The 18704-nt window shown below is 70.9% G+C and carries 18 protein-coding genes; 9 read left to right on the forward strand and 9 right to left on the reverse strand.

Translation table 11 applies throughout. The features are described from left to right. Window positions 1-7: 7 nt before the first annotated feature. From KME78_RS02285 to KME78_RS02315, 7 genes are all read right to left on the reverse strand, one after another. Entirely contained in the window at window positions 8-1426 is a 1419-nt protein-coding gene (locus tag KME78_RS02285) for a S41 family peptidase (protein ID WP_219527006.1), read from the reverse strand. Beyond that, window positions 1423-2475, reverse strand: a complete 1053-nt coding sequence (locus KME78_RS02290; RefSeq protein WP_219527007.1) for an ABC-2 membrane transporter-related protein — start codon at window positions 2473-2475, stop codon at window positions 1423-1425. The genes KME78_RS02285 and KME78_RS02290 overlap by 4 nt, the downstream gene beginning before the upstream one ends. Further along, entirely contained in the window at window positions 2475-3365 is an 891-nt protein-coding gene (locus tag KME78_RS02295; RefSeq protein ID WP_219527008.1) for an ABC transporter ATP-binding protein, read from the reverse strand. Before KME78_RS02295 ends, KME78_RS02290 begins: the two co-directional genes overlap by 1 nt. After that, a complete protein-coding gene (locus KME78_RS02300; RefSeq protein WP_219527009.1) occupies window positions 3362-3754 on the reverse strand; it encodes a GntR family transcriptional regulator in 393 nt (130 codons plus the stop codon). Before KME78_RS02300 ends, KME78_RS02295 begins: the two co-directional genes overlap by 4 nt. A 75-nt stretch (window positions 3755-3829) precedes the next feature. Next, window positions 3830-4186 carry a nucleotide pyrophosphohydrolase gene (locus KME78_RS02305; RefSeq protein WP_219527010.1) on the reverse strand — a complete coding sequence of 119 codons (357 nt, stop codon included), beginning with the start codon at window positions 4184-4186 and terminating at the stop codon, window positions 3830-3832. Window positions 4187-4224: 38 nt separating this feature from the next. Next, a complete protein-coding gene (locus KME78_RS02310; RefSeq protein WP_219527011.1) occupies window positions 4225-4869 on the reverse strand; it encodes a response regulator in 645 nt (214 codons plus the stop codon). Beyond that, entirely contained in the window at window positions 4866-6008 is a 1143-nt protein-coding gene (locus KME78_RS02315) for a sensor histidine kinase (protein WP_219527012.1), read from the reverse strand. The genes KME78_RS02310 and KME78_RS02315 overlap by 4 nt, the downstream gene beginning before the upstream one ends. Window positions 6009-6141: 133 nt before the next feature. Between KME78_RS02315 and KME78_RS02320 the strand changes: the two genes are divergently transcribed. The 3 genes from KME78_RS02320 to KME78_RS02330 are packed head-to-tail and all read left to right on the forward strand — an operon-like array spanning window position 6142 to window position 8523. Beyond that, a complete protein-coding gene (locus KME78_RS02320) occupies window positions 6142-7242 on the forward strand; it encodes an alpha/beta hydrolase family protein (RefSeq protein WP_219527013.1) in 1101 nt (366 codons plus the stop codon). A 26-nt stretch (window positions 7243-7268) separates the two neighbouring features. Then, window positions 7269-7712 (forward strand): MarR family transcriptional regulator, encoded by a 444-nt coding sequence (locus tag KME78_RS02325; protein ID WP_308126776.1) that lies wholly within the window; start codon window positions 7269-7271, stop codon window positions 7710-7712. A gap of 13 nt (window positions 7713-7725) precedes the next feature. Next, complete coding sequence (locus KME78_RS02330) at window positions 7726-8523, forward strand: aminotransferase class IV (RefSeq protein WP_219527014.1); 798 nt, start codon at window positions 7726-7728, stop codon at window positions 8521-8523. On the opposite strand, the gene KME78_RS02335 is transcribed toward KME78_RS02330, so the two are convergent. After that, window positions 8524-8661: a hypothetical protein gene (locus KME78_RS02335; RefSeq protein ID WP_219527015.1), complete on the reverse strand. Its 138-nt coding sequence runs from the start codon at window positions 8659-8661 to the stop codon at window positions 8524-8526. 35 nt (window positions 8662-8696) lie between these two features. On the opposite strand from KME78_RS02335, the gene KME78_RS02340 reads away from it, so the two are divergent. Next, window positions 8697-9326, forward strand: coding sequence for an IS607 family transposase (locus tag KME78_RS02340; RefSeq protein WP_219527016.1), 630 nt, complete (start codon window positions 8697-8699; stop codon window positions 9324-9326). 71 nt (window positions 9327-9397) lie between these two features. After that, complete coding sequence (locus tag KME78_RS02345; RefSeq protein WP_308126777.1) at window positions 9398-11329, forward strand: zinc ribbon domain-containing protein; 1932 nt, start codon at window positions 9398-9400, stop codon at window positions 11327-11329. Here KME78_RS02345 and KME78_RS02350 read toward each other — a convergent pair. Further along, window positions 11260-11676: a hypothetical protein gene (locus tag KME78_RS02350; RefSeq protein ID WP_219527018.1), complete on the reverse strand. Its 417-nt coding sequence runs from the start codon at window positions 11674-11676 to the stop codon at window positions 11260-11262. The two genes, KME78_RS02345 and KME78_RS02350, sit on opposite strands and share 70 nt — an antisense overlap. Window positions 11677-11809: 133 nt before the next feature. On the opposite strand from KME78_RS02350, the gene KME78_RS02355 reads away from it, so the two are divergent. The 4 genes from KME78_RS02355 (at window position 11810) to KME78_RS02370 (ending at window position 18328) form a co-directional block, all read left to right on the forward strand. Then, window positions 11810-12232 (forward strand): YbaB/EbfC family nucleoid-associated protein, encoded by a 423-nt coding sequence (locus KME78_RS02355; protein WP_219527019.1) that lies wholly within the window; start codon window positions 11810-11812, stop codon window positions 12230-12232. A 137-nt stretch (window positions 12233-12369) separates the two neighbouring features. Further along, window positions 12370-14499, forward strand: coding sequence for an NHL repeat-containing protein (locus KME78_RS65880; RefSeq protein WP_219527020.1), 2130 nt, complete (start codon window positions 12370-12372; stop codon window positions 14497-14499). Beyond that, window positions 14496-15620, forward strand: a complete 1125-nt coding sequence (locus tag KME78_RS02365; protein ID WP_219527021.1) for a DUF58 domain-containing protein — start codon at window positions 14496-14498, stop codon at window positions 15618-15620. The genes KME78_RS65880 and KME78_RS02365 overlap by 4 nt, the downstream gene beginning before the upstream one ends. A 464-nt stretch (window positions 15621-16084) precedes the next feature. Then, window positions 16085-18328, forward strand: coding sequence for a transglutaminase TgpA family protein (locus KME78_RS02370; protein WP_219527022.1), 2244 nt, complete (start codon window positions 16085-16087; stop codon window positions 18326-18328). The last annotated feature ends 376 nt before the right edge of the window (window positions 18329-18704 follow it).

Below are 18704 nucleotides of genomic sequence, written 5' to 3' on the forward strand. Positions count from 1 at the left end.
GGTCCATTCACTTGCGCAACAAGGTCAGGGCCTTGGCCAGGGCGGGGTCGCGTCCGGCGGCCGCGTCCTCCGGGGTCAGGGGTACGTAGTGGTCGGGCGGCACGCCGATGCGGTCGATCACCTCGTGGTTGGGCCCCAGGTGATGCCTGGTGGGAAAGCCCAGCAGGGTGTTGTTGCGCAGCAGATGCCCCTGCGCCGGGCCGGAGATGACGCCGGCGGTCCTGGTGCCGACCAGCAGGCCGGCCCGCAGGTCCTTGATAGCGGAGCTGAAGTGCTCGCAGGCCGAGGCGCAACTGCGGTCGGTGAGCACCGTCAGCGGCAGGTTGAGCAGCTCAACGGTGTCGTCGGTCCGCGAGGTCTCGCACTTGCCGTCCACGGTGCACTGGTAGGCGGTGACCTTGCCGTGGACGAACGCGCTCACCAGCCGGGTCGCCTCCAAGGGGCTGCCGCCGCCGTTTCCGCGCAGGTCCAGCACGACGCCGGTGAGGGTCCGGCCGGTGCGCAGCCTGGAGATCGCGTTGAGCACGCGGTTCGCGGAGTCGGGAGCGAATCCGCGCATCCGTACATAGGCGATGCTGTCGTCCAGCAGCTTCGACCGCACCACTTGCAGGGCGGCCAGGTCCCGCTGGAACAGGCCGGGCTTGAGGGTCACGCTCCAGCGGCGGCCGGTGCTCTGCCGCAGGAGCCGCAGCCGGACCGGGCGCGCTTCCGGATAGCGCGGGTAGAGGGCGGCGAGCGCGGGGGTGGCCTTGCCGTCGATGAAGGGCGCCGATCCGTTGATCGATTCGATGACGTCGCCCGCGCGCAGTCCGGCGGCCTGCGCCGCGCCACCCTGCACGGTGGTGACGAACACCGGGGGGAGGGCGACGCCGGGATTGCCGTCCACCTGCGGGCCGTAGACGTTCGCCTCAAGACCCAGACCGTAGCCGTCACCGTCGTAGTAGTCGGGTGGCCGTTGGCCGCCGTGTGTCCAGCGGGCGTGGTTGTCGCCGAGGCCGGCCACCATCGCCTCAAGGGTGACGACGGCCAGCTTGTCACGCAGGTCCGGCACCTGATCGGTGACCTTCCGATAGACGGCCTCGAAGGCGGCCCAGTCGGCTCTGCGGTCGCCGGTCAGCGCGGGCATGGCGGCCTCGGGCACGTCGCGTCCGCTGCGGTTGATCTCCTGGGTCAGGGCGACGAATCCGGCGGTCAGCAGTGAGCGGGCGTCCAGTGTGGCGCCGCTGTAGTAGGTGCCGAGGATGCAGAAGTACGCCTGTTCGATGACGTCGATCGTGGTGGGCGTCTCCGCTCCAGGGGCTCGCTGGGGCGGCGCGCAGACCGTACTGGCCGCCGCGCTCGCCTCGCCGCGCGGTGGCGTCGGCGCTGTGCAGGCCGCGGCCAGGAGGAGGGCGAGCCCGGCGGCCGCGGCCCTGATGACGGTCATGACAGCCGTCTCCGCATCCACCAGAAGGAGAACCACGTGAGGCCGAGGGTGAGCAGGGCGTAGACCCCGGTCTCGATCCACTGGAAGGGCCAGAAGCGGTCGAGGGGCTGGTAGGTCGCCTGCTGCCGGTAGCCGAGCCGGTTGATCTCCGCCGGGCACGCGCCCATGCCCTGCTGTCCCGCCGGTGAGCAGGGTCCCGACGTCGTCGAGATCTGGACGAGCCCGACTCCGGGCTCGGGGCCGGCTACCGGACGTCCGGACGGATCGAGGAGATTGCTGGACAGGACCCAGGCGCCCGCGTGGTCGGGAACAGCATTTCTCAGGCGAACCTCAACGTATCCTCCTCGGTCCCGGTTGATGCCGAGGCCGTCCACGTTCGCCTCGCTGAGCTCGAAGGTCGCGGTGACCGGGGGCATCAGGTGGGAACGGACGAGCAGCGGCATGGCGAGCTGGAGCGCGACGAAGATCGTCAGGGTGATGGCCATGGCGGGCAGCGTGCGGCGCACCATCATGCCCACGGTCACGCCCAGGACGAAGGCGAAGGCCGCGTACCCCATCGGGGCGATGCCGCGCGCTCCGAACACCAGGGGACCCATCAGGGCCAAGGCCTCATTGGCCGACTTGTCCAAAGGGTCGGACCACCAGGTCACCATGAGGCCGCACAGTCCGGCGACGGCCGCGGCGACCAGGCCGGTGAGCCCGAGCTTGACCGCCAGCCAGCGGCCGCGGGTGATGCTCTGGTTCCACACCAGCAGGTGTGTGCCCGCCTCCAGCTCACGGGTGATCAGCGGCGCTCCCCAGAAGAGCCCGGCGAGGGCGGGCAGCAGCAGCACGACCAGGGACAGGGCCATGAAGGCCGTGTCGTGCGCGCCGAGGAAGCGGTCGTAGAAGCGGCCGCAGGAGTCGTCCTGGACACAGCCGGCGATCCCGGTGGCATAGTCGGCGGCCAGTTTCGGGCCGGTCAGGGCCAGGACGACGGCGAGGAGAACGAGCAGGCCGGCCATCATCACGGCCGCGCCACGGAACTGGCGCCAGGTCAGCCAGATCATCACCGCACCTCCAGGGCGATTCGCCGGTCGTCGGCGGTGTGCTTCTCCATGTAGGCCAGAACGAGGTCTTCCAGGCTCAGCTGGCTGACCGTCCAGGCGGGGTCGTGAATCGGGGCATCGGTACGGACCACGAGCGTGCTCTGCCGGTCGGTGTGGCGCGCGGAGACCACGTGCTGGTCGGCGGGGAGCCGATCGGGGTCGCGGCGTGGGCCGGAGAGCCGATGATGGCTGGCCAGGAGCTTTTCCACCTCTCCCGTCACCTCGACGCGCGAGTCGACGAGCACGATCAGGAAGTCGCAGACCCGTTCCAGGTCGGCGACCAGGTGGGAGGAGAGCACCACGCTGAACTCGTGCTCGACGACCGCCTCCATCAGGCTCTGCAGGAACTCACGGCGGGCCAGCGGGTCGAGCGAGGCGACGGGCTCGTCCAGGATCAGCAGCTCGGGCCGTTTGGCCAGGCCGAGGGTGAGGGCGAGCTGGGCGCGCTGGCCGCCCGACAGCTTTCCCGCCCGCTGGTTGGGATCGAGACCGAGCAGCCTGATCCGTTCCCGGGCCAGCGCGGCGTCCCAGCCGGGGTTGAGCCGGGCCCCTAAGCGCAGGTGGTCGGCGACGCTCAGCCCGGCGTAGACGGGGGTGTCCTGGGCGACGAATCCGACCTTGGCCAGCTGGGCGGGACCGCCGCCGGCGGGACGGCCGCCCAGCACGTTGATGCCGCCCGTCGTGGGCTCCAGCTGGCCGCTGGCCAGCTTCAGCAGCGTGGTCTTGCCGGCTCCGTTGGGACCCACCAGCCCGACGACGTGCCCGGCGGGGATGTCGATGGTGCAGTCGCGCAGCGCCCAGCGCCGGCCGTATCTCTTGCCCAGGCCCTGGGCTTCCAGGACGGTCTTCACGCTATGTCCTCCTGAGCGGTGGTCCGAAAGGTGGTCATGAACAGGGCCTCGATGCTCTCGTCGTCGAGACCGGCCCGGCGGGCCTTGGCCAGCCAGCGCCGCAGTTCGAGCCGGAGCGGGCCGTGCGCGGCCAGCGAGGTGTCGGTGAGCGTCGCCGTCACGAACGTCCCCACCCCTGGCCGGGCGGCGGCCAGGCCCTCGTGTTCGAGCTCCCGGTAGGCCTTCAGGACGGTGTTGGGGTTGATCGCCAGTTGCGCCACGGCCTCCTTGACGGTCGGCAGCTGGTCGCCTTCGCGCAACAGGCCGAGCCGTAGCGCGTGCCGTACCTGCTGGACCAGCTGCAGGTACGGCGAGACGCCTGACTTCGTGTCCAGATGAAACTCGATCACCGGCTACTCCATTTATCTAGTGCTCTAGTACTTTAGGCACCTGTATGTATGGAGTCGGTAAAGAGCCGGGGAGCGTTACGGGTTGAGGGGCGGGGCCTTCCTGGCGGAGCCGCGATAGAGGTCGGCGTCGTAGCGCTTCTCGCCCTCGTCGAGCTTGGCGTAGGCGGCCGCCACCAGGTCGACGCCGAGCACGTCCGCGAGCCGGACCAGATATTGCGTCACGTCGGCGAGCTCAGAACGCACCCTGGCGAGCGTCTCGGGGTCGAGGTCGGCGGACTCTTCAGGGGTGAGCCACTGGAACTCCGCCAGCAGCTCCCCCGCCTCCCCGGCCAGCGCCATGGCGAGGTTCTTCGGCGTGTGGAACTGCTCCCAGTCGCGCGCTCGCGCGAACTCCCGCAGCCGTTCGGCAAGTGGTCCCAACTCGTTCGTCACGCCTGACGACCTTATCGGGGCGGGCTCGTCGGGGCAGGTCAGAGATCGGCGTCGTGGACGAGGATGGCGGCCTGGACGCGGTTGGTCAGGCCGAGCTTGGCCAGCACCCGGCTGACGTGCGCCTTGACCGTCGCCTCCGAGAGGCGGAGGTCGCGGCCGATCTCGGCGTTCGACAGGCCGCGGGCCAGGGCTCTGATCACGTCCTCCTCCCGGCCGGTGAGCGAGGCGAGCCGCCTGCGGGCCGACTCCGAGCGCGATGGTGCCTTGTCGACGAACGCGTCGATCAGCCGCCTGGTGACCGACGGGGAGAGCATGGCCTGGCCGGCGGCCACCGTACGGACGGCGGCGGTCAGGTCTCTGGGCGGGGTGTCCTTGAGCAGGAAGCCGACCGCGCCGAGCCGCAACGCCTCGTGGACGTACTCGTCCAGGTCGAACGTGGTCAGCATGACCAGCTTGGGCGGGTCCGCGGTGGCCAGCACGCGGGCGGCGGCGGTCAGGCCGTCGGTGCCGGGCATCCGCACGTCCATCAGCACCACGTGCGGCCTCAGCCGGGCCGCCGCTCCGACGGCCTCCTCGCCGTCCCTGGCCTCGCCCACCACCACGATGTCGTCGGCCGTCTCCAGGATCATCCGCAGCCCGGACCTGACCAGGGCCTCGTCGTCCACGACCAGGACCCGGATCATGCCGTGGCCCGTACGGGGATGGCAGCCGTGACGCCGTAGCCGCCCTCCTGCCGGGGGCCCGCCTGGAGCGACCCGCCGAGGAGCTCGACCCGCTCGCGCAGGCCCGCCAGCCCCCAGCCCGCTCCGGGCAGGGCGTGTTCCGTTTCGTTGGCGCTTCCCCGGTTCAGCACCTCGACCTGGAGGGTGCCGTTCAGGAAGCGCACGTGGACGTCGGTGTGCGCGTCGCGCGCGTGCTTGTGCACGTTGGTGAGCGCCTCCTGCACCACGCGGTAGGCGGTCCGTTCGACCGTCGAGCCCAGCGCGCGCGGTTCGCCGTGGTCGTGCCTGCGCACCGAGATGCCCAGCGCGCGCGACTGGTCGAGCAGCCGGTCGAGGTCGGCCAGCGTGGGCTGCGGGCTCAGCTCGGCGGGCTGCTGGTTCGAGCGCAGGACGCCGAGCAGCTCACGCAGGTTGGCCAGCGCCTCCCGGCCGATGCCGCCGATCATGGACGCCGTACGGGCCGTCGGCTCGTCGGCGGCCCGTACCTCCAGCGCCCCGGCGTGCAGCACCATCAGCGAGACCCGGTGCGCGACGACGTCGTGCATCTCCCTGGCGATGCGCGCCCGCTCCTGGGCCCTGGCCTGCTCGGCCCGCATCACCTGCTCGCGTTCGAGCCGGTCGGCGCGCTCTCTGGCGGCGGCCAGCACGTCGCGCTTCGCCCGGGTCCAGAGCCCGTACATGAACGGCAGCCCCACCAGGGCCATGGCCATCAGCGCCACGTTGGCGCCGGTCGCCGTGACCATCTCCCGCCGCCCGCCGATCAGGTCGCCGACGATGACGGACGCGCCGAACGCCACGGCGGTCCCGCCCAGGTAGATCGTGACGCCGCGGGCGCCGCGCAGCGTCGTACCCGCGTAATAGGAGGCGACCATCAGCGGCGGCCACATCACCAGCCACACGTAGCAGACGGCACCGAGCAGGGCGAGCGGCCACCACGACCGCCGCGCGAACCACGCCGCCACGCCCGCCGCGGCCGCCGTCGCGACGAACACCGGGGACGTCATCCCGCCCGCCTGGTCGACCGGCACCGCGGACGCCGCGAACACGCCCACCCCGAGCACCACGGGCAAGCCGCCCTCGATCCGTCTGCTCACCTGCATGTTCGTCAGCCTAGGGCCCGGCGCCGGGCCGCCACCCGAGCCGATCGTCGATCCGGACCGCTACGAAAGGAGGGGGTGCCGGTCGACCAACAGGGCAAGCCGGGCCGGTGGGTACGGGCCCAGGCTGGCCCGCATGAAACGACATCTCTTCGTGGCCCTGGGCATGGCCCTGCTGGTGACGCCATCCGTACCGGCGCGGGCTGAGACCGGCGGGACCGCGTTGCCCGCGCCCACCGGGAAGTACCCGGTCGGGCTGGCCTCCCTGCATCTGGTCGACGCCGACCGTCCCGATCCGTGGGTGCCGCAGGACGGGCCGCGGCAGCTCATGGTCTCCCTGTGGTATCCGGCCGCCAAGGCGGGCACACGGCCGGCCCCCTACGTGACGCCGCAGGAGTCGGCGCTGATCCTCAAGCCCTATCCGAACGTCCCCGCCGACGCGCTGGCCAGGACCCGGACGTACGCCACGCTGGACGCGAAGCCGCTCAGTCGCCGCCAGGGCCTGCCGCTCGTGCTCGTGTCGCCCGGTTTCTCCTTCCCCCGCGCGACGATGACCTCGCTGGCGGAGGACCTGGCCAGCAAGGGATATCTGGTCGCGGCCGTCGAGCACACCTACGAGTCGGCGGCCACCACGTTCCCCGACGGGCGGACCACCACCTGCGCGGCGTGCGTGGGAGAGAACAACGAGGAGAAGGGCATCGCGGTCGCGAAGAGCCGGGTGAAGGACCTGTCGTTCGTGCTCGACCGGCTCACCGCGAAGACGGGTTGGGGACGGCTGGTCGACAGGTCGTGGATCGGCATGGTCGGCTTCTCGGCCGGCGGCAACGCGGCCCCACAGCTCATGGCCGCCGACAAGCGGGTGCGGGCCGGGGTGAACCTCGACGGGAGCTACAACCCGAAGCAGCCGACGACGGCGATACACGGGCCGCTCCTCATGATGGGCACCGCACAGACCCACATGCCGGCCGGTGACCAGTCGTGGACCGGCTGGTGGCCGAAGGTGCGGGGCTGGAAGCGCTGGCTGTCGGTCGCGGACACGGATCACGGCTCGTTCACCGACTACGCGGTGCTCCGGCCGCAGGTGGGCCTGCCCGCACCGGCGCTCGACGGCGAGCGCTCGGTGTCGATCACCCGGGCGTACGTCGGCGCCTTCCTCGACCGGCACCTGCGCCAGGAGCGGGAGCCCTTGCTGGACAAGGCGTCGAAGGACTTCCCCGAGGTCACGTTCTGGCCCTAGATCGGTTCGGCGGTATCGTGCCTGAGGTGAACGGGATCGAGTTGTTCCTGCTCGGGCGGACGCTGATGAAGATCGGCGAGGAGGCCATGCCCACCGAGGGCATCGGCCAGCATTCCACCAGCATCCGGACGGTCCTCATCGTGGTGAGCGACATCCGGGAGCATCCCGACACCTCCGTGGGCGAGGTCGCGGCCCGCACCGGCCTGCCGCAGAGCGCCGTCTCCGGCGCCGTCGCCCGGCTGAAGACCGTGGGCGCCCTGGAGACCATGACCGATCCCCGAGACCGGCGGCGCTCCCTGATCAGGGAGTCGCCGCAGGTTTCCGACCGGGTCTCGGAGGTACGTGCCGCGCCGGTGGACGACGCCGTGGCCGCGGCCCTCGACACCGACGACCGGCAGGACATCGCCGAGACCGTCGCCATGCTCGAGGAGCTCGCCCGGCGCCTCACCCCCAGGACGCTCAACCGCTAGCCGGAACAGGGAGTTGATCGACATCGAACGCACCGTGATCGACGGCAAGGTCGCCGAAGCGCCGGAGGTGACGCTGGCCGTCTCGGCGCGATACGGGCACTTCACCGCGATGCAGGTCAGGCAGGGCCGGGTACGCGGCCTCGGCCTCCATCTCGACCGGCTCGACCGGGCCACCGAGGAGCTGTTCGGCCGCCCGCTCGACCGCGGGCTCGTCATCGACTCCATCAGATCCGCCCTGGGCCTGGACAGCGAGCCGGAGGCCGTTCCGGACGCGTCCGTGCGGGTGTACGTGTGCGAGGTGGCCCAGTTGCACGTGCTGGTGACCGCCACGGCTCCGGTCGAGATCGCCACCACCCCGCAGAGCCTCAGATCGGTCCGCTACCAGCGCTTCCTGCCGCACATCAAGCACACGGGCGGCTTCCCGCAGGGCTACCTCGGGCGGCGGGTGGAGGCCGAGGGCTTCGACGAGGCCCTGCTCACCACGGACGACGGGGTGATCTCCGAGGGTTCGATCACCAATCTGGGGTGCTTCGACGGCAACCGGGTGATCTGGCCGGACGCGCCTATGCTGCACGGCATCACGATGCAGCTCATGGAGGCGGGGCTGACGCGGGCGGGCGTGCCGTACGAGAGCCGGGTGTTGCGGGTGGCGGACCTGCGGGACTTCCCTGTGGTGTTCCTGACGAACTCGCGTGGCGTCGTGCCCGTGGGACGGGTCGACGACATGACGCTCAAGGTGGACGAGACGGCGGCGGGCCGCCTGATCGGCTACTTCGAGGGGATGCCTTGGGATGACATACATCTTCAGTGACTATTTCGCGCCGGGCAGGTCCGGCGGGTCGGGGACGCGCAGGGGCGAGGCCGAGGAGGCGAAGGGGACCGCGAGCCGGAGGCCCACGCTGGGCGCGAAGCCCAGCAGCGAGCTCTGCGCCATCGGCGGCAGGCTCACTAATTTAATTAAAGATCCTCAGTGATCGTAGTATCGTGATCGCCGTGGAACTTCTTCGGCTCTCAAGGGCTGCGAAGCGTCTTGGTGTTCATCCCGTGACGCTTCGTCTTTGGGCTGACTCGGGGAAGATTCCGGTGACCTGGGTCGGTCGTGAGCGCCGCTTCTCCTCGGTTGATGTCGAGGCGATGAAAGTCACGAGTGGTGCGGATGGTGTTCGCTTGGAGGCTTTGTACGTACGCGTCTCCGGTTCTTCTGGGCAGGAGTCCTCTCTTATCGCGCAGGAAGAGGAGCTGCGGGCCACCTCCGGAGGACAGATCGTTCGTGTTTTCAAGGACCGGTCATCTGGCCTGCGGGAGGATCGGCCGGGGCTCAACCGGCTGCTGCAACTGGTCGCCGACGGAAGCGTTACGGTCGTCCGCGTCACGCATGAAGACCGGCTGGCTCGCTTCGGTGTCAGGTGGCTCAAGCAGTTGTTCGCCGTGTACGGCGTGAGGTTGGAGGTCGTGCACCCGAAAAGGCTGGGTGGGCGGGATGAACTCCTCGAAGACTTCATTTCCTTGGTCACCACTTTTGCAGGTCGCTTGTACGGGATGCGTTCGGCGGATGCCCGCAGGCGGCTGCTGGCGGAGTCCGGGCAGTGCCCCAATGGTGGTGAGGGTCGGTGAGCCGGAAGCCGCCGCTCGCCGAGGGTGAGACCTGCCGTACCGCATGCGCTCGTGGCGTTTTGCGTTCGGGAGTGGATGAGACGAGCGGTGAACTCAGTTCTTCGGCGCTGACGGAGCGTGTTGGCTGGGCTGTCGATCTGGTGTCCGGCATGGTCGCCTCGCTGGTTGACGCGCACTGGAACGCCACCGACGTGACGGTGCTGGCCGGCGGTCAGGACTCGGGCGGCAGGAATCTGCCGTCCCATGCCTGGATGGCGGTGCGCCGCCTGGGCTGGAGCGCCGCCGCACCCGAGGGCGTCAAAGTCAACGACCGTATCCTGCGCATGGTGCAGGAGCAGGCCGGGCGCATCCTGCGCTGCGCGAGGTGGCGGGCCGACCTCACCTGCGGGGTGCTCGCGACGTGGCCCGCCGATCCAGTCAGGCGCACTGCCCAGGAGTGGGATGCTGTCCGTGAGGCGGTAGCGGGCGGGCAGCATCTGCCGACGAGTGTCATCACGTCCCGTACCCGGCAGATTGCCGCCTTCGAGCGCACGCATGGGCGGTTGCCTGCCGACGTGTTCGAGGCAGAGGCAGCGCCGCGCACAGCGCGGATGCTGCTGCTGTCCGCGTGCGACCGGCAGCAGGCCATCCTCGAACGCTCTGGCACCGACTCGCGACGGGCGCTGCTGCGCCTGCAGTTGCCCACCCGTCCCGACCCGCGCACCTACACGGACTGGACATGGGTGTCCTGCCCGCTTACCCTGCCTGCGACCGTTCCCGCTTCGGCGGTACTGCACCTGCCAACCCTGCGCATCCGCCAGGGAGAAGTCCACGCCGATCTTGCCTTCACCCACGCAGTCCCCAAGACCCGGCGTACTGGTCACATGGTCGCACTCGGCGTGGACTGGGGCCTGAACACGCTCCTCAGCGCGGGCGCCGCCCGGCTGAACAACGACGGCCGGATCACCACGCTCGGGGCGGGCGCCCAGTTCCGTGCCGTCGGCGTGTCGGCCAAACAGCACCGGCTACGCCGCCTGTCTGAACACCTACACGCCAAGGCCGACCACTACCAGCGGCTGATCAGCCAAGACACCGATCACTGTCTGGCCGTCAGGCACGCGGTCCTGACCGGCGAGATCACGGCGGTGTCTGAGCGCAGGTCGCACCTCAACCAGGCCCTGGCCTGGTCCGCCGCCCGCTGGGCTGTGGACCAGGCCATCGCGGCCGGTGCCACAGTCATCTATCTGGAAGACCTGCGCTCCATGGAAGCCAAAGGGATGGGCGCCAGCATCAACACGCGCCTGTCCCAGCAGGTACGCGGACAGATCGCCGACCGTATGCGGTATCTGGCCGCCGAAGCGGGCATTGCCGTGGTCACCGTTCCGGCCCGCAACACCTCCCGGCACTGCCCGCAGTGCCTGACCCCGCTGCGGCACCGCAAGGCACCCGACCGGCCCACTGCTCCGGGCTGGAAGTGGGCGCTCTGCCCCAACCCCGGCTGCGGCTGGCAGGGCGACCGCGACCAGGGCGCCTGGCAGCGGATCGCCGCCCGCGGCTTGATGCACCAGGCCACAACCATGACCGATCGCGCCAGCGGGCAGATGGTCATCCACAGCGTCGCAGACAAGCTCGAATCCAAGGCGGCCATCACCCCGACCGCACCCCAAGTCGGCCGAAAAGACCGGTCTAAGACCGGCCCCACCCGGCGACAAACCACACGCCCCGCGCCCAGGCGACGCAGGGCACCCTCCCCCACCGGCTCATCGGGTCCGGCGGGCCAGCGTCCGGAGGGACACGCTCACACGGACCAGCACGTGCTGCCCCGCGCAGCCCACCGGCACCAGGGCGTGACAACGATCAGCACTCCCTCCCCCAGACCCCGTCCGGGGGGACCCCCATTCAGCCGACACCGGCCACGCGGGGCGGCATTGGGCGCGGGCTTCCATCTCCACGCTCACGCCACCCGCCCACGATGGGCAATCCCTTTGCCAGACACTACGTCTGGCACAGGATCACTTAGCTGATTAGAGACGCTCCGGAACCACTGGGGTGACGGCACGCCCCGCTGCCCCGCCGCCGGGTTGAACGCCCGCCCCACGGCCCCGTTGAAGCCGCCCGCGATGCCGGAGAACAGCGCCACGTCGCCGAACGTCTGCCCCCAGGACTTGCCCTCGATCCTGGCGTTCCAGAAGGCCTGGTAGGACGCGGCCAGCTCGTCCGAGCCCCGCTCGATCAGGCCGAAGCAGTCAGAGGTCGGCGCCGCCGAGGTGCGGAACGTGTCGACGGCCGGTCGCAGGAGGGCCACGGCCTCGTCGCACGCCTTGCCGCCCGCGATCAGCACGGCGGGCTCGATCCTGATCCCGTCGCCCATCGGAAACCGCCCCTTCTTTTAACCTGCCGGTCACCTTGCCGTAAGAAACCACCCGAATCAACGAATCCATTTACGCTTCGACTTTTCCCGAAATATCGTCGTATTGGGTGTTCTGTCGGCGATTATCCCTGGCATGGATGCTGCGGAATTCCGCCCCGAAGACCTCGAACGGATCACCGCTCAGGCGGAGGAGATGCTGCTCCGCGTCGAGGAGAGCCGTAAGGAGATCGACGCGGTCGTCGGCCGGGGCACCGGCGCGGACGGGCAGGTCCAGGTGGCGGCCGGCGGCACCGGACGGCTCACCGAGCTGGTCATAGCCCCCCGAGCGATGCGCCTGGACAGCGGACGGCTCGCCGAGGAGCTGCTGCGGGCCGTTCAGGCGGCGCAGGACGAGGTCGAGCAGAGGGTGAGAGAGATCATGGCCGGCACGCTCGGCGAGGCGATGCCGTCACAGGACGCGCTCGACGACCGGTTCAGCCAGGTCCTGGAGTCCTTCGAGTCGTCGATGGACGAGCAGTTCCAGGCCATCGACGAGCTGCGCCGGGGCACGACCTGAGCGACACTTCGAGGTTGTTTGAAGAATGCCCCCGGCGGACCCGGCCGCTCTAGGGTGTGCGCTGGTATGCATGTGCACGAATGTCGCGGGATGTGAATTTGGTGGCCATTCGGTGGCAAAAGGCAGCACGACGGCGAATGACGGGCCTCGTCGCGCTCGCGCTCGTCGCCGTGCTCGCGGGCATCGGATTCTTCCTGGGTACGGGGGTGTCCAGCGCCCGGCCCAAGCTCGCCGACATCGGCGCGTGGCTGGCGAGCGCGCTCAACGGTGAGGTCGTCCACGCCAACGGCCTGTCCGGCCAGGTGGACGGCCGGGTGGACCTGGCCGCCGCGAAGGGCGACAAGCTCAAGGTGGTCCAGGACGGCAACAGCGTGCTCGTCGTCGACGAGTCGACCGGCCAGGTCAGCCGCATCGACCCGACCCAGCTCGACGTCGCGCAGAGCAAGAGCCTGGGCGCCGGGGGCATGCAGCTGGTGATGGGCGCGGGCAAGGCGTACGCGATCGACCCGCGGGCGGGCACCGTCCAGCAGGTGAACCCGCTGACCGTGGACACGATCGGCGCCGCGATCACCCTCAAGGCCCCGCTCGGCCAGGCGGGCATCGACAAGAACGGAACCCTCTGGGTGCCCGTTCCCGAAGAAGGCACGCTCGCCCAGATCAACGGCGCGCAGCAGGGCAAGGCCGTGACCGTGGGCGAGCCCGGCGACCCGCTCACACTGACCATGGCCGACGGGGTACCGCTGGTCACCAACTCCGCCGCCGCCTCGGCGATGGTCATCGGCTCGACGGGCACCCGGCTCACGGTGAGCCTGCCCAGCACGGTGACCGAGGCCGGGCGCGGCGGCATGCTGATGCCCGCCGTCGCCGAGGCCACGATCGTCCCGATGCTCGCGCCCAAGCAGGGCGCGCTGGTGCTCGTCGACACCGCGAGCGGCGCGCTCAGCACCGTCTCGGTCAAGGGCGGCAAGCTCGGGCCGCCGCAGGCGCTCGGCCGCCGCGTCTACATCGCCGACGAGAGCACCGGGCGGCTCATCGTGTACGACACGGTGGCCAAGAGGTTCGATCCCGAGAAGGTGGTCACCGGTAAGGCGGGGCCGCTGGAGGTGTTCGTCAAGGACGGGCTGCTCTGGGTCAACGACCAGTTCAGCGAGACGGCGCTGGTCATCGAGCAGGACGGCAGGGCGCACCGGGTCGGCAAGTACGACGAGGCACTCGGCCAGAAGGACACCCCTACTCCCCTGCCCGTGCCCACCGGCACGCCCACGGTGGTGCCGCCGACGACCGTACCGACCCGGCAGAACGACCAGCCCACGTCGAGGCCCACGGTGACGGTCACCCGTACGCCGAAGCCGACCGCGACGAAGCGCTCGGAGACCCCCAGCCCGCCCCCTTCGGCCACGCCCACCCCAACCCCAACCCCGACTCCCACGCCGACCCCCACGCAGACCCCCGGCCCGCCGGGTACGGTCACGGCGAACTCGGGGCCCGGCTGGATGGAGATCGTCTTCACCCCGTCGAGCCAGGGCAAGGCAACGGGCTACACGCTCAAGGGCGCCCCGGCCGGCGCGAACGTGACCCCGGACCGGGTCAGGTCCGACGGCCCCTTCCAGTTCCGGGTGACGGGAGGCCGGTGCGACCAGGAGTACACCTTCCGGGTGGCGGCCCAGTACGACGGCGGCGAGTCCGTCTCCGAACCCACCATCCCGGTACGCCCCTGCGTCGCGCCCGGCAGACCCGCGAGCTTCGAGGCCAAGGGCAAGAACCACGGCGCCGACCTCACCTGGTCGGCCCCCGACAACGCCAAGGAGGGCGGCGTCAGCTACGTACTCGAAGGCCCCGGCCAGCACCCCGGCACACTCGACGGGACCAGCGCCGAGGTGACCGGGCTGAAGAACGGCCAGGACTACACCTGGACACTGCGCGCCAAGAACGACGCCGGCGAGGGCCAGGATCGCGCCGAGGCGAAGGCCGGGCTGCAGCCGCCGTCCGCGCAGTTCCGCAACGCGCACAACGACAACCGGGACACCCTGATCCGATCCGGACCCTCCGCGGGGGCGGAGTCCGGCCGGATCCCGAAGGGCGAGTACATCACCATGACCGTGATCTGCCAGACCAAGGGCGCGGGCTACACCGACACCGACACGGGGATGAGCAGTGACGTCTGGAACAAGGTGGAGTCCAGCCGAGGCAGCGGCTGGCTCAACGACGTGCTGATGGACACCCCGAAGGGGGGATTCCCCGCCGCCCCCCTCTGGGAGTGCGAATGATCACCAGAGCGGGGTGGGGCACCCTGGCCGCCTCCGTGCTGCTGGACGCCGTGGCGGCACCGCTCGGCTACCAGCAGGCGGGCGCGCTGTCGGCCGGCGGGATCGCCGCCGTCGGCGCCGGCCTGCTGTGGACGCTGCGCCGGCCACGGCTGGAGGTACGCCGCGAGGTCACACCCGTCAAGGTCGCCAGGGGCGACGCCGCCATCGCCATGCTGCGCGTCACGAACCGGGGCCGCTGGCGGCGCAACGGCCTCGAGGCCCACGACACCTGCCGGGACACCGCGATCGTGGTCGACGTACCGCCGCTGGCCAGGAACTCGACCGGGACCGTGTCGTACCGGCTGCCCACCCGCAGACGCGGCGAGACGCCCGTGGGCCCGCTGCGGCTCGACCGGGCCGACCCGTTCGGCCTGGCCCGGCGCACGACCTCGTACGGCCAGGCCGACCTGCTGCTGGTCAGGCCGCGCACGGTGCCGCTGGAGCCGCTGAACTCCGGCCGGCAGCGCCACCTCGACGGCTCCGCCTCCCGTTCGCCGAGCGGCACGATCACCTTCAACGGGGTCCGCGACTACGTGATCGGCGATGACCTGCGGCACATCCACTGGCGCTCCACGGCACGCACCGGGACCCTCATGGTCAAGGAGTTGGAGGACGTCAGCCTGCCGTACACGACCACGATCCTCGACACGCGCGCCGGGGCGTACGGGGGTGACGACGAGTTCGAGCTGGCGGTGGACGCGGCCGCCTCGGTCGCCTGGTCGGCGACCCGCCGCCGCTTCCCCGTACGCCTGCTGACCGGCGCCGGCGAGCTCCTGTCCGCCAAGGGCGGCGCCGAGGAGGCCGAGACGGTGCTCGACCGCCTGGCCCTGGTCGAACGCGCCACCGACGCGGACGCGCCGGCGGACGTGGTGCGCCGCGCGGGCTCGGGCGGGGCGCTGGTCCTGGTCACTGGCGCGCGGACGGCGCTGACGGGGGTCGCGTCGGTGCGCCGCCGCTTCGACCAGGTGGTCTGCGTGTGGGTCGGCTCCTCGTCCGCCGACGACGGGCCGTTGGTGGTGCCCGGTGTGACGGTCATCGAGATCGGCGACCTGGCGGAACTGGCGGCAGCATGGCCGCACTGACCACCCCACCGGGCACACCACCGACTCGGCCCGGCATGGCAGGCAGGCAGCCTGTCCAGAGTCCGCAGTCCGCCCACGGTGCGCAGTCTGCCTCGGGCGCGCAGCCCGCCCAGCCCGGTGCGCAGCCCACCTCGGGCGCGCAGTCGGCTCAGCCCGCTGCGCCACTCACCCCGGACGCGCAACTCACACCGCCAGGTGCGCGGCCGCCCCCATCGGGCATACCGACCGCGCCAGGCATGCCGCCCACACCACCTTCGCCAGACGTGCAGTCCGCGCTGCACCTAGGGCGGCCCGAGCTGTCAGGCGTGCGATCCGTATTCGGGCGGCGGCCCGGTTCACCGGGGGGCCGGACCGCGGCGACAGGCGGTCAGCCCGCATTGGGGCGGCGGTCCAGTTCGCCGGGAAGCCGGGCCGCGGCGGGCGAGGCCGCGCCGCTGCCGTCGCTGCCTGAGTGGCGGCGGGTGGTGTCAGTCGTAGTCGTGGTCCTGCTGGCGGGTACGGCCGGGCTGGCGTTCGACGGGGTGTTCGCCCTGGGCGCGTTGGTCCCCGTGGTGGGCGTGGCGGCGGCTGTGCCGGGGGTGGTGGCGTACGCGCTGGTCAGGGTCCTGCCGTTGTGGGCGTCCCTCGCCGTGAACCTGCTGGCCTGGCTGACGGCGGTGTCGGCGACCCTGTTCAGGGCGCAGGCCATGGCCGGGTTCCTGCCGAGCCCGGCCAGTGCGCGGGCCGCGCTGCTCGGTGTGCGCGACTCGTGGAAGGCGCTGCTCACCACCATTCTGCCGGCCGAAGGGGACGGCAGGACGATCGTGCTGGCGCACTTCCTGGTGTGGGCGGCGGCGGTGGCGGGGACCGAGCTGACCCTGCGGACCAGGGCGGTGGTGCTGCCGGTCGCACCGGCCGTACCGGTGCTGGCCGCCGCTGTCGTCCTGGGCGTGGGCGGTCCCGGCTCGCGGCTGCCGTCGGCGGCGATCCTCGTCGGGCTGGCGCTGGTGCTGGCGCTGGTCCGGGCGGCCCGGTCGGTCAGGACGATCGTGGCGGGGGTGCCGCTGCTGGCCGGCCTCGTGCTGGTCGCCGTCGCGGCCGGGACGGTGCTGCCGTTCGCCGCCAAGCCGTACGACGTGCGGCAGTTGGTGGCCCAGCCACCGCCGCGCCCGCTCGCCGGGGTGAGCCCGCTCGACCAGGTGTCAGCCTGGCTCCAGAACCCCTACCGCCAGCTCTTCACCGTCAGATCCACAGCCGAGGCGAACTGGCGGCTGGCCGTACTGGACCGCTTCGACGGCGTCACATGGACCTCCACCGCCGGCTACCTGCCGACCGGCGGCCGGGTCCCCGGCGACGACAACAGGGGAGCCCGCGACGTGGTCGAGCAGCAGTTCACGCTACAGAAGCTGGCCGGGCCCTGGTTGCCTGCGGCGGACCGTCCACAGCAGGTGAGCTTCACGGGCCCAGCGACCGACCGCATCGCCTCCACAAACGGCATCGTTCCCACAACTGACCCCGCGAGCAGCACCGAGCCGACGACCAACTTCGCGACCGGCACCGAACCGACACTCGCCCCCGCGACCGGCCTGATGGCCGACCCCTCGACCGGAATGCTGGCGAGCACGGCAACCGCCACCGCCCGCGAGGGCGCCACGTATCGGGTCACATCAGGCATTCGCCGCTACTCCGCCGCGGAGTTGCGCGAGGCGGTCCCTGCCGCCGACCAGGCCGCCCTGGCACTGCCCAACGGCCCCGACGGCCGTACGGCACCGCAGCGAGCCCGCCTCGCCACCATCGCGCGCAAGGCCACGGCCGGTGCCACCAGCCCCATGCAGCAGGCCGTACGGCTGGCCGCCTACCTACGCAAGCACGCCGGCTACGACGTCAACTCCCCGCCGGGGCACAGCTACCGCAGCATCGAGTTCTTCCTCACCGAGGCGAAGAAGGGCACGACCGAGCAGTTCGCGGCGTCGTACGCGCTGCTCGCCCGCTCACTCGGCCTGCCCAGCCGGGTGGTCGTCGGTTTCGGTCCCGGCAAGTCGCAGGGCGGCGGCGTACGGCAGGTGCTGGCGGGCGACGTGCTCGCCTGGGCGGAGGTGGAGTTCAAGGGGATCGGCTGGGTGCCGTTCTACCCGACCCCGGCGCGCAGCCACGCGGGCGAGAGCGGTGACGTCGCCGAGGGCGTGTCCAAGCAGCGGCAGGAGGTCGAGCAGGAGATCAGCAGCGAGAACACGAAGCCCGGCCCGAAACCGACGCCCCACCAACCCACGCAAAAACCGTCCCCCGGCAAGGACGGACACGAGACGGAGATCGCCTGGCTGCCGATCGCGGGCGCGGTGGCCGGGGGCCTGCTGGTCGGCTACCTGCTGGCGGTGACCGTACTGCCACCCTTGCGCCGCCACCGACGCCGCCGGGCGGGGGTGGCGGGCGCGTGGCGGCAGACGGTGGTACGGCTGCGCGCCGCCGGGGTTCCGGCCTCGTCGAGTGTTCTGACGGCTCAGGAGGTGGCCACGCTGGGGGTGACGGCATTGGGCGCCCATGCGTACGAGCCGCTGACGGGGTTGGCCGACCTGGCGAACCTCACCCGATTCGGCGACGCCCCCGTGGACCAGACGGCGGTGGACACGGCGTGGCGGCACTACGCGGACGTGGACGTGCTGGTCAGACGGAAGGTCGCGATACCGCGCCGCCTCGCCCGCCGCCTAGCCCCCGGCTCGCTGCTCCGCTGAGCAGTGCCGCACACCGCCTGGGCGGTACCACTCTTCATCAGCCAGTTCCACCAGGGCGAGCGCCCCAACGGAGCATGGCCACAATCACACCCTGGCGTCCGCGTAGCTGATGGTGGTAGGCGCGCGTGCGGGCAGGACTATGAAAGACGTCCACGATCGTCACCCGCATGCCAATCTTCGAGTGCGCGCTGTTCACAGCGCACCCCCACCAACTCGCGTCGCTACATGCAAGAAGGCGCTGGTCACGGTGGCGACTGATCGTCTGCGGCGCGCTCGGAGACGACGAGTGAGCGGCTGTCGGCACTGGGTCTTCGGATGAAGGCAAGCGTCATTCGTCAAGCAAAACCACTGGGCAGCCTGGCCTATGGCCTGACGG

It is taken from the genome of Nonomuraea guangzhouensis (genome assembly GCF_019396345.1).
In the GTDB taxonomy this organism is placed as follows: Bacteria; Actinomycetota; Actinomycetes; order Streptosporangiales; family Streptosporangiaceae; genus Nonomuraea; species Nonomuraea guangzhouensis.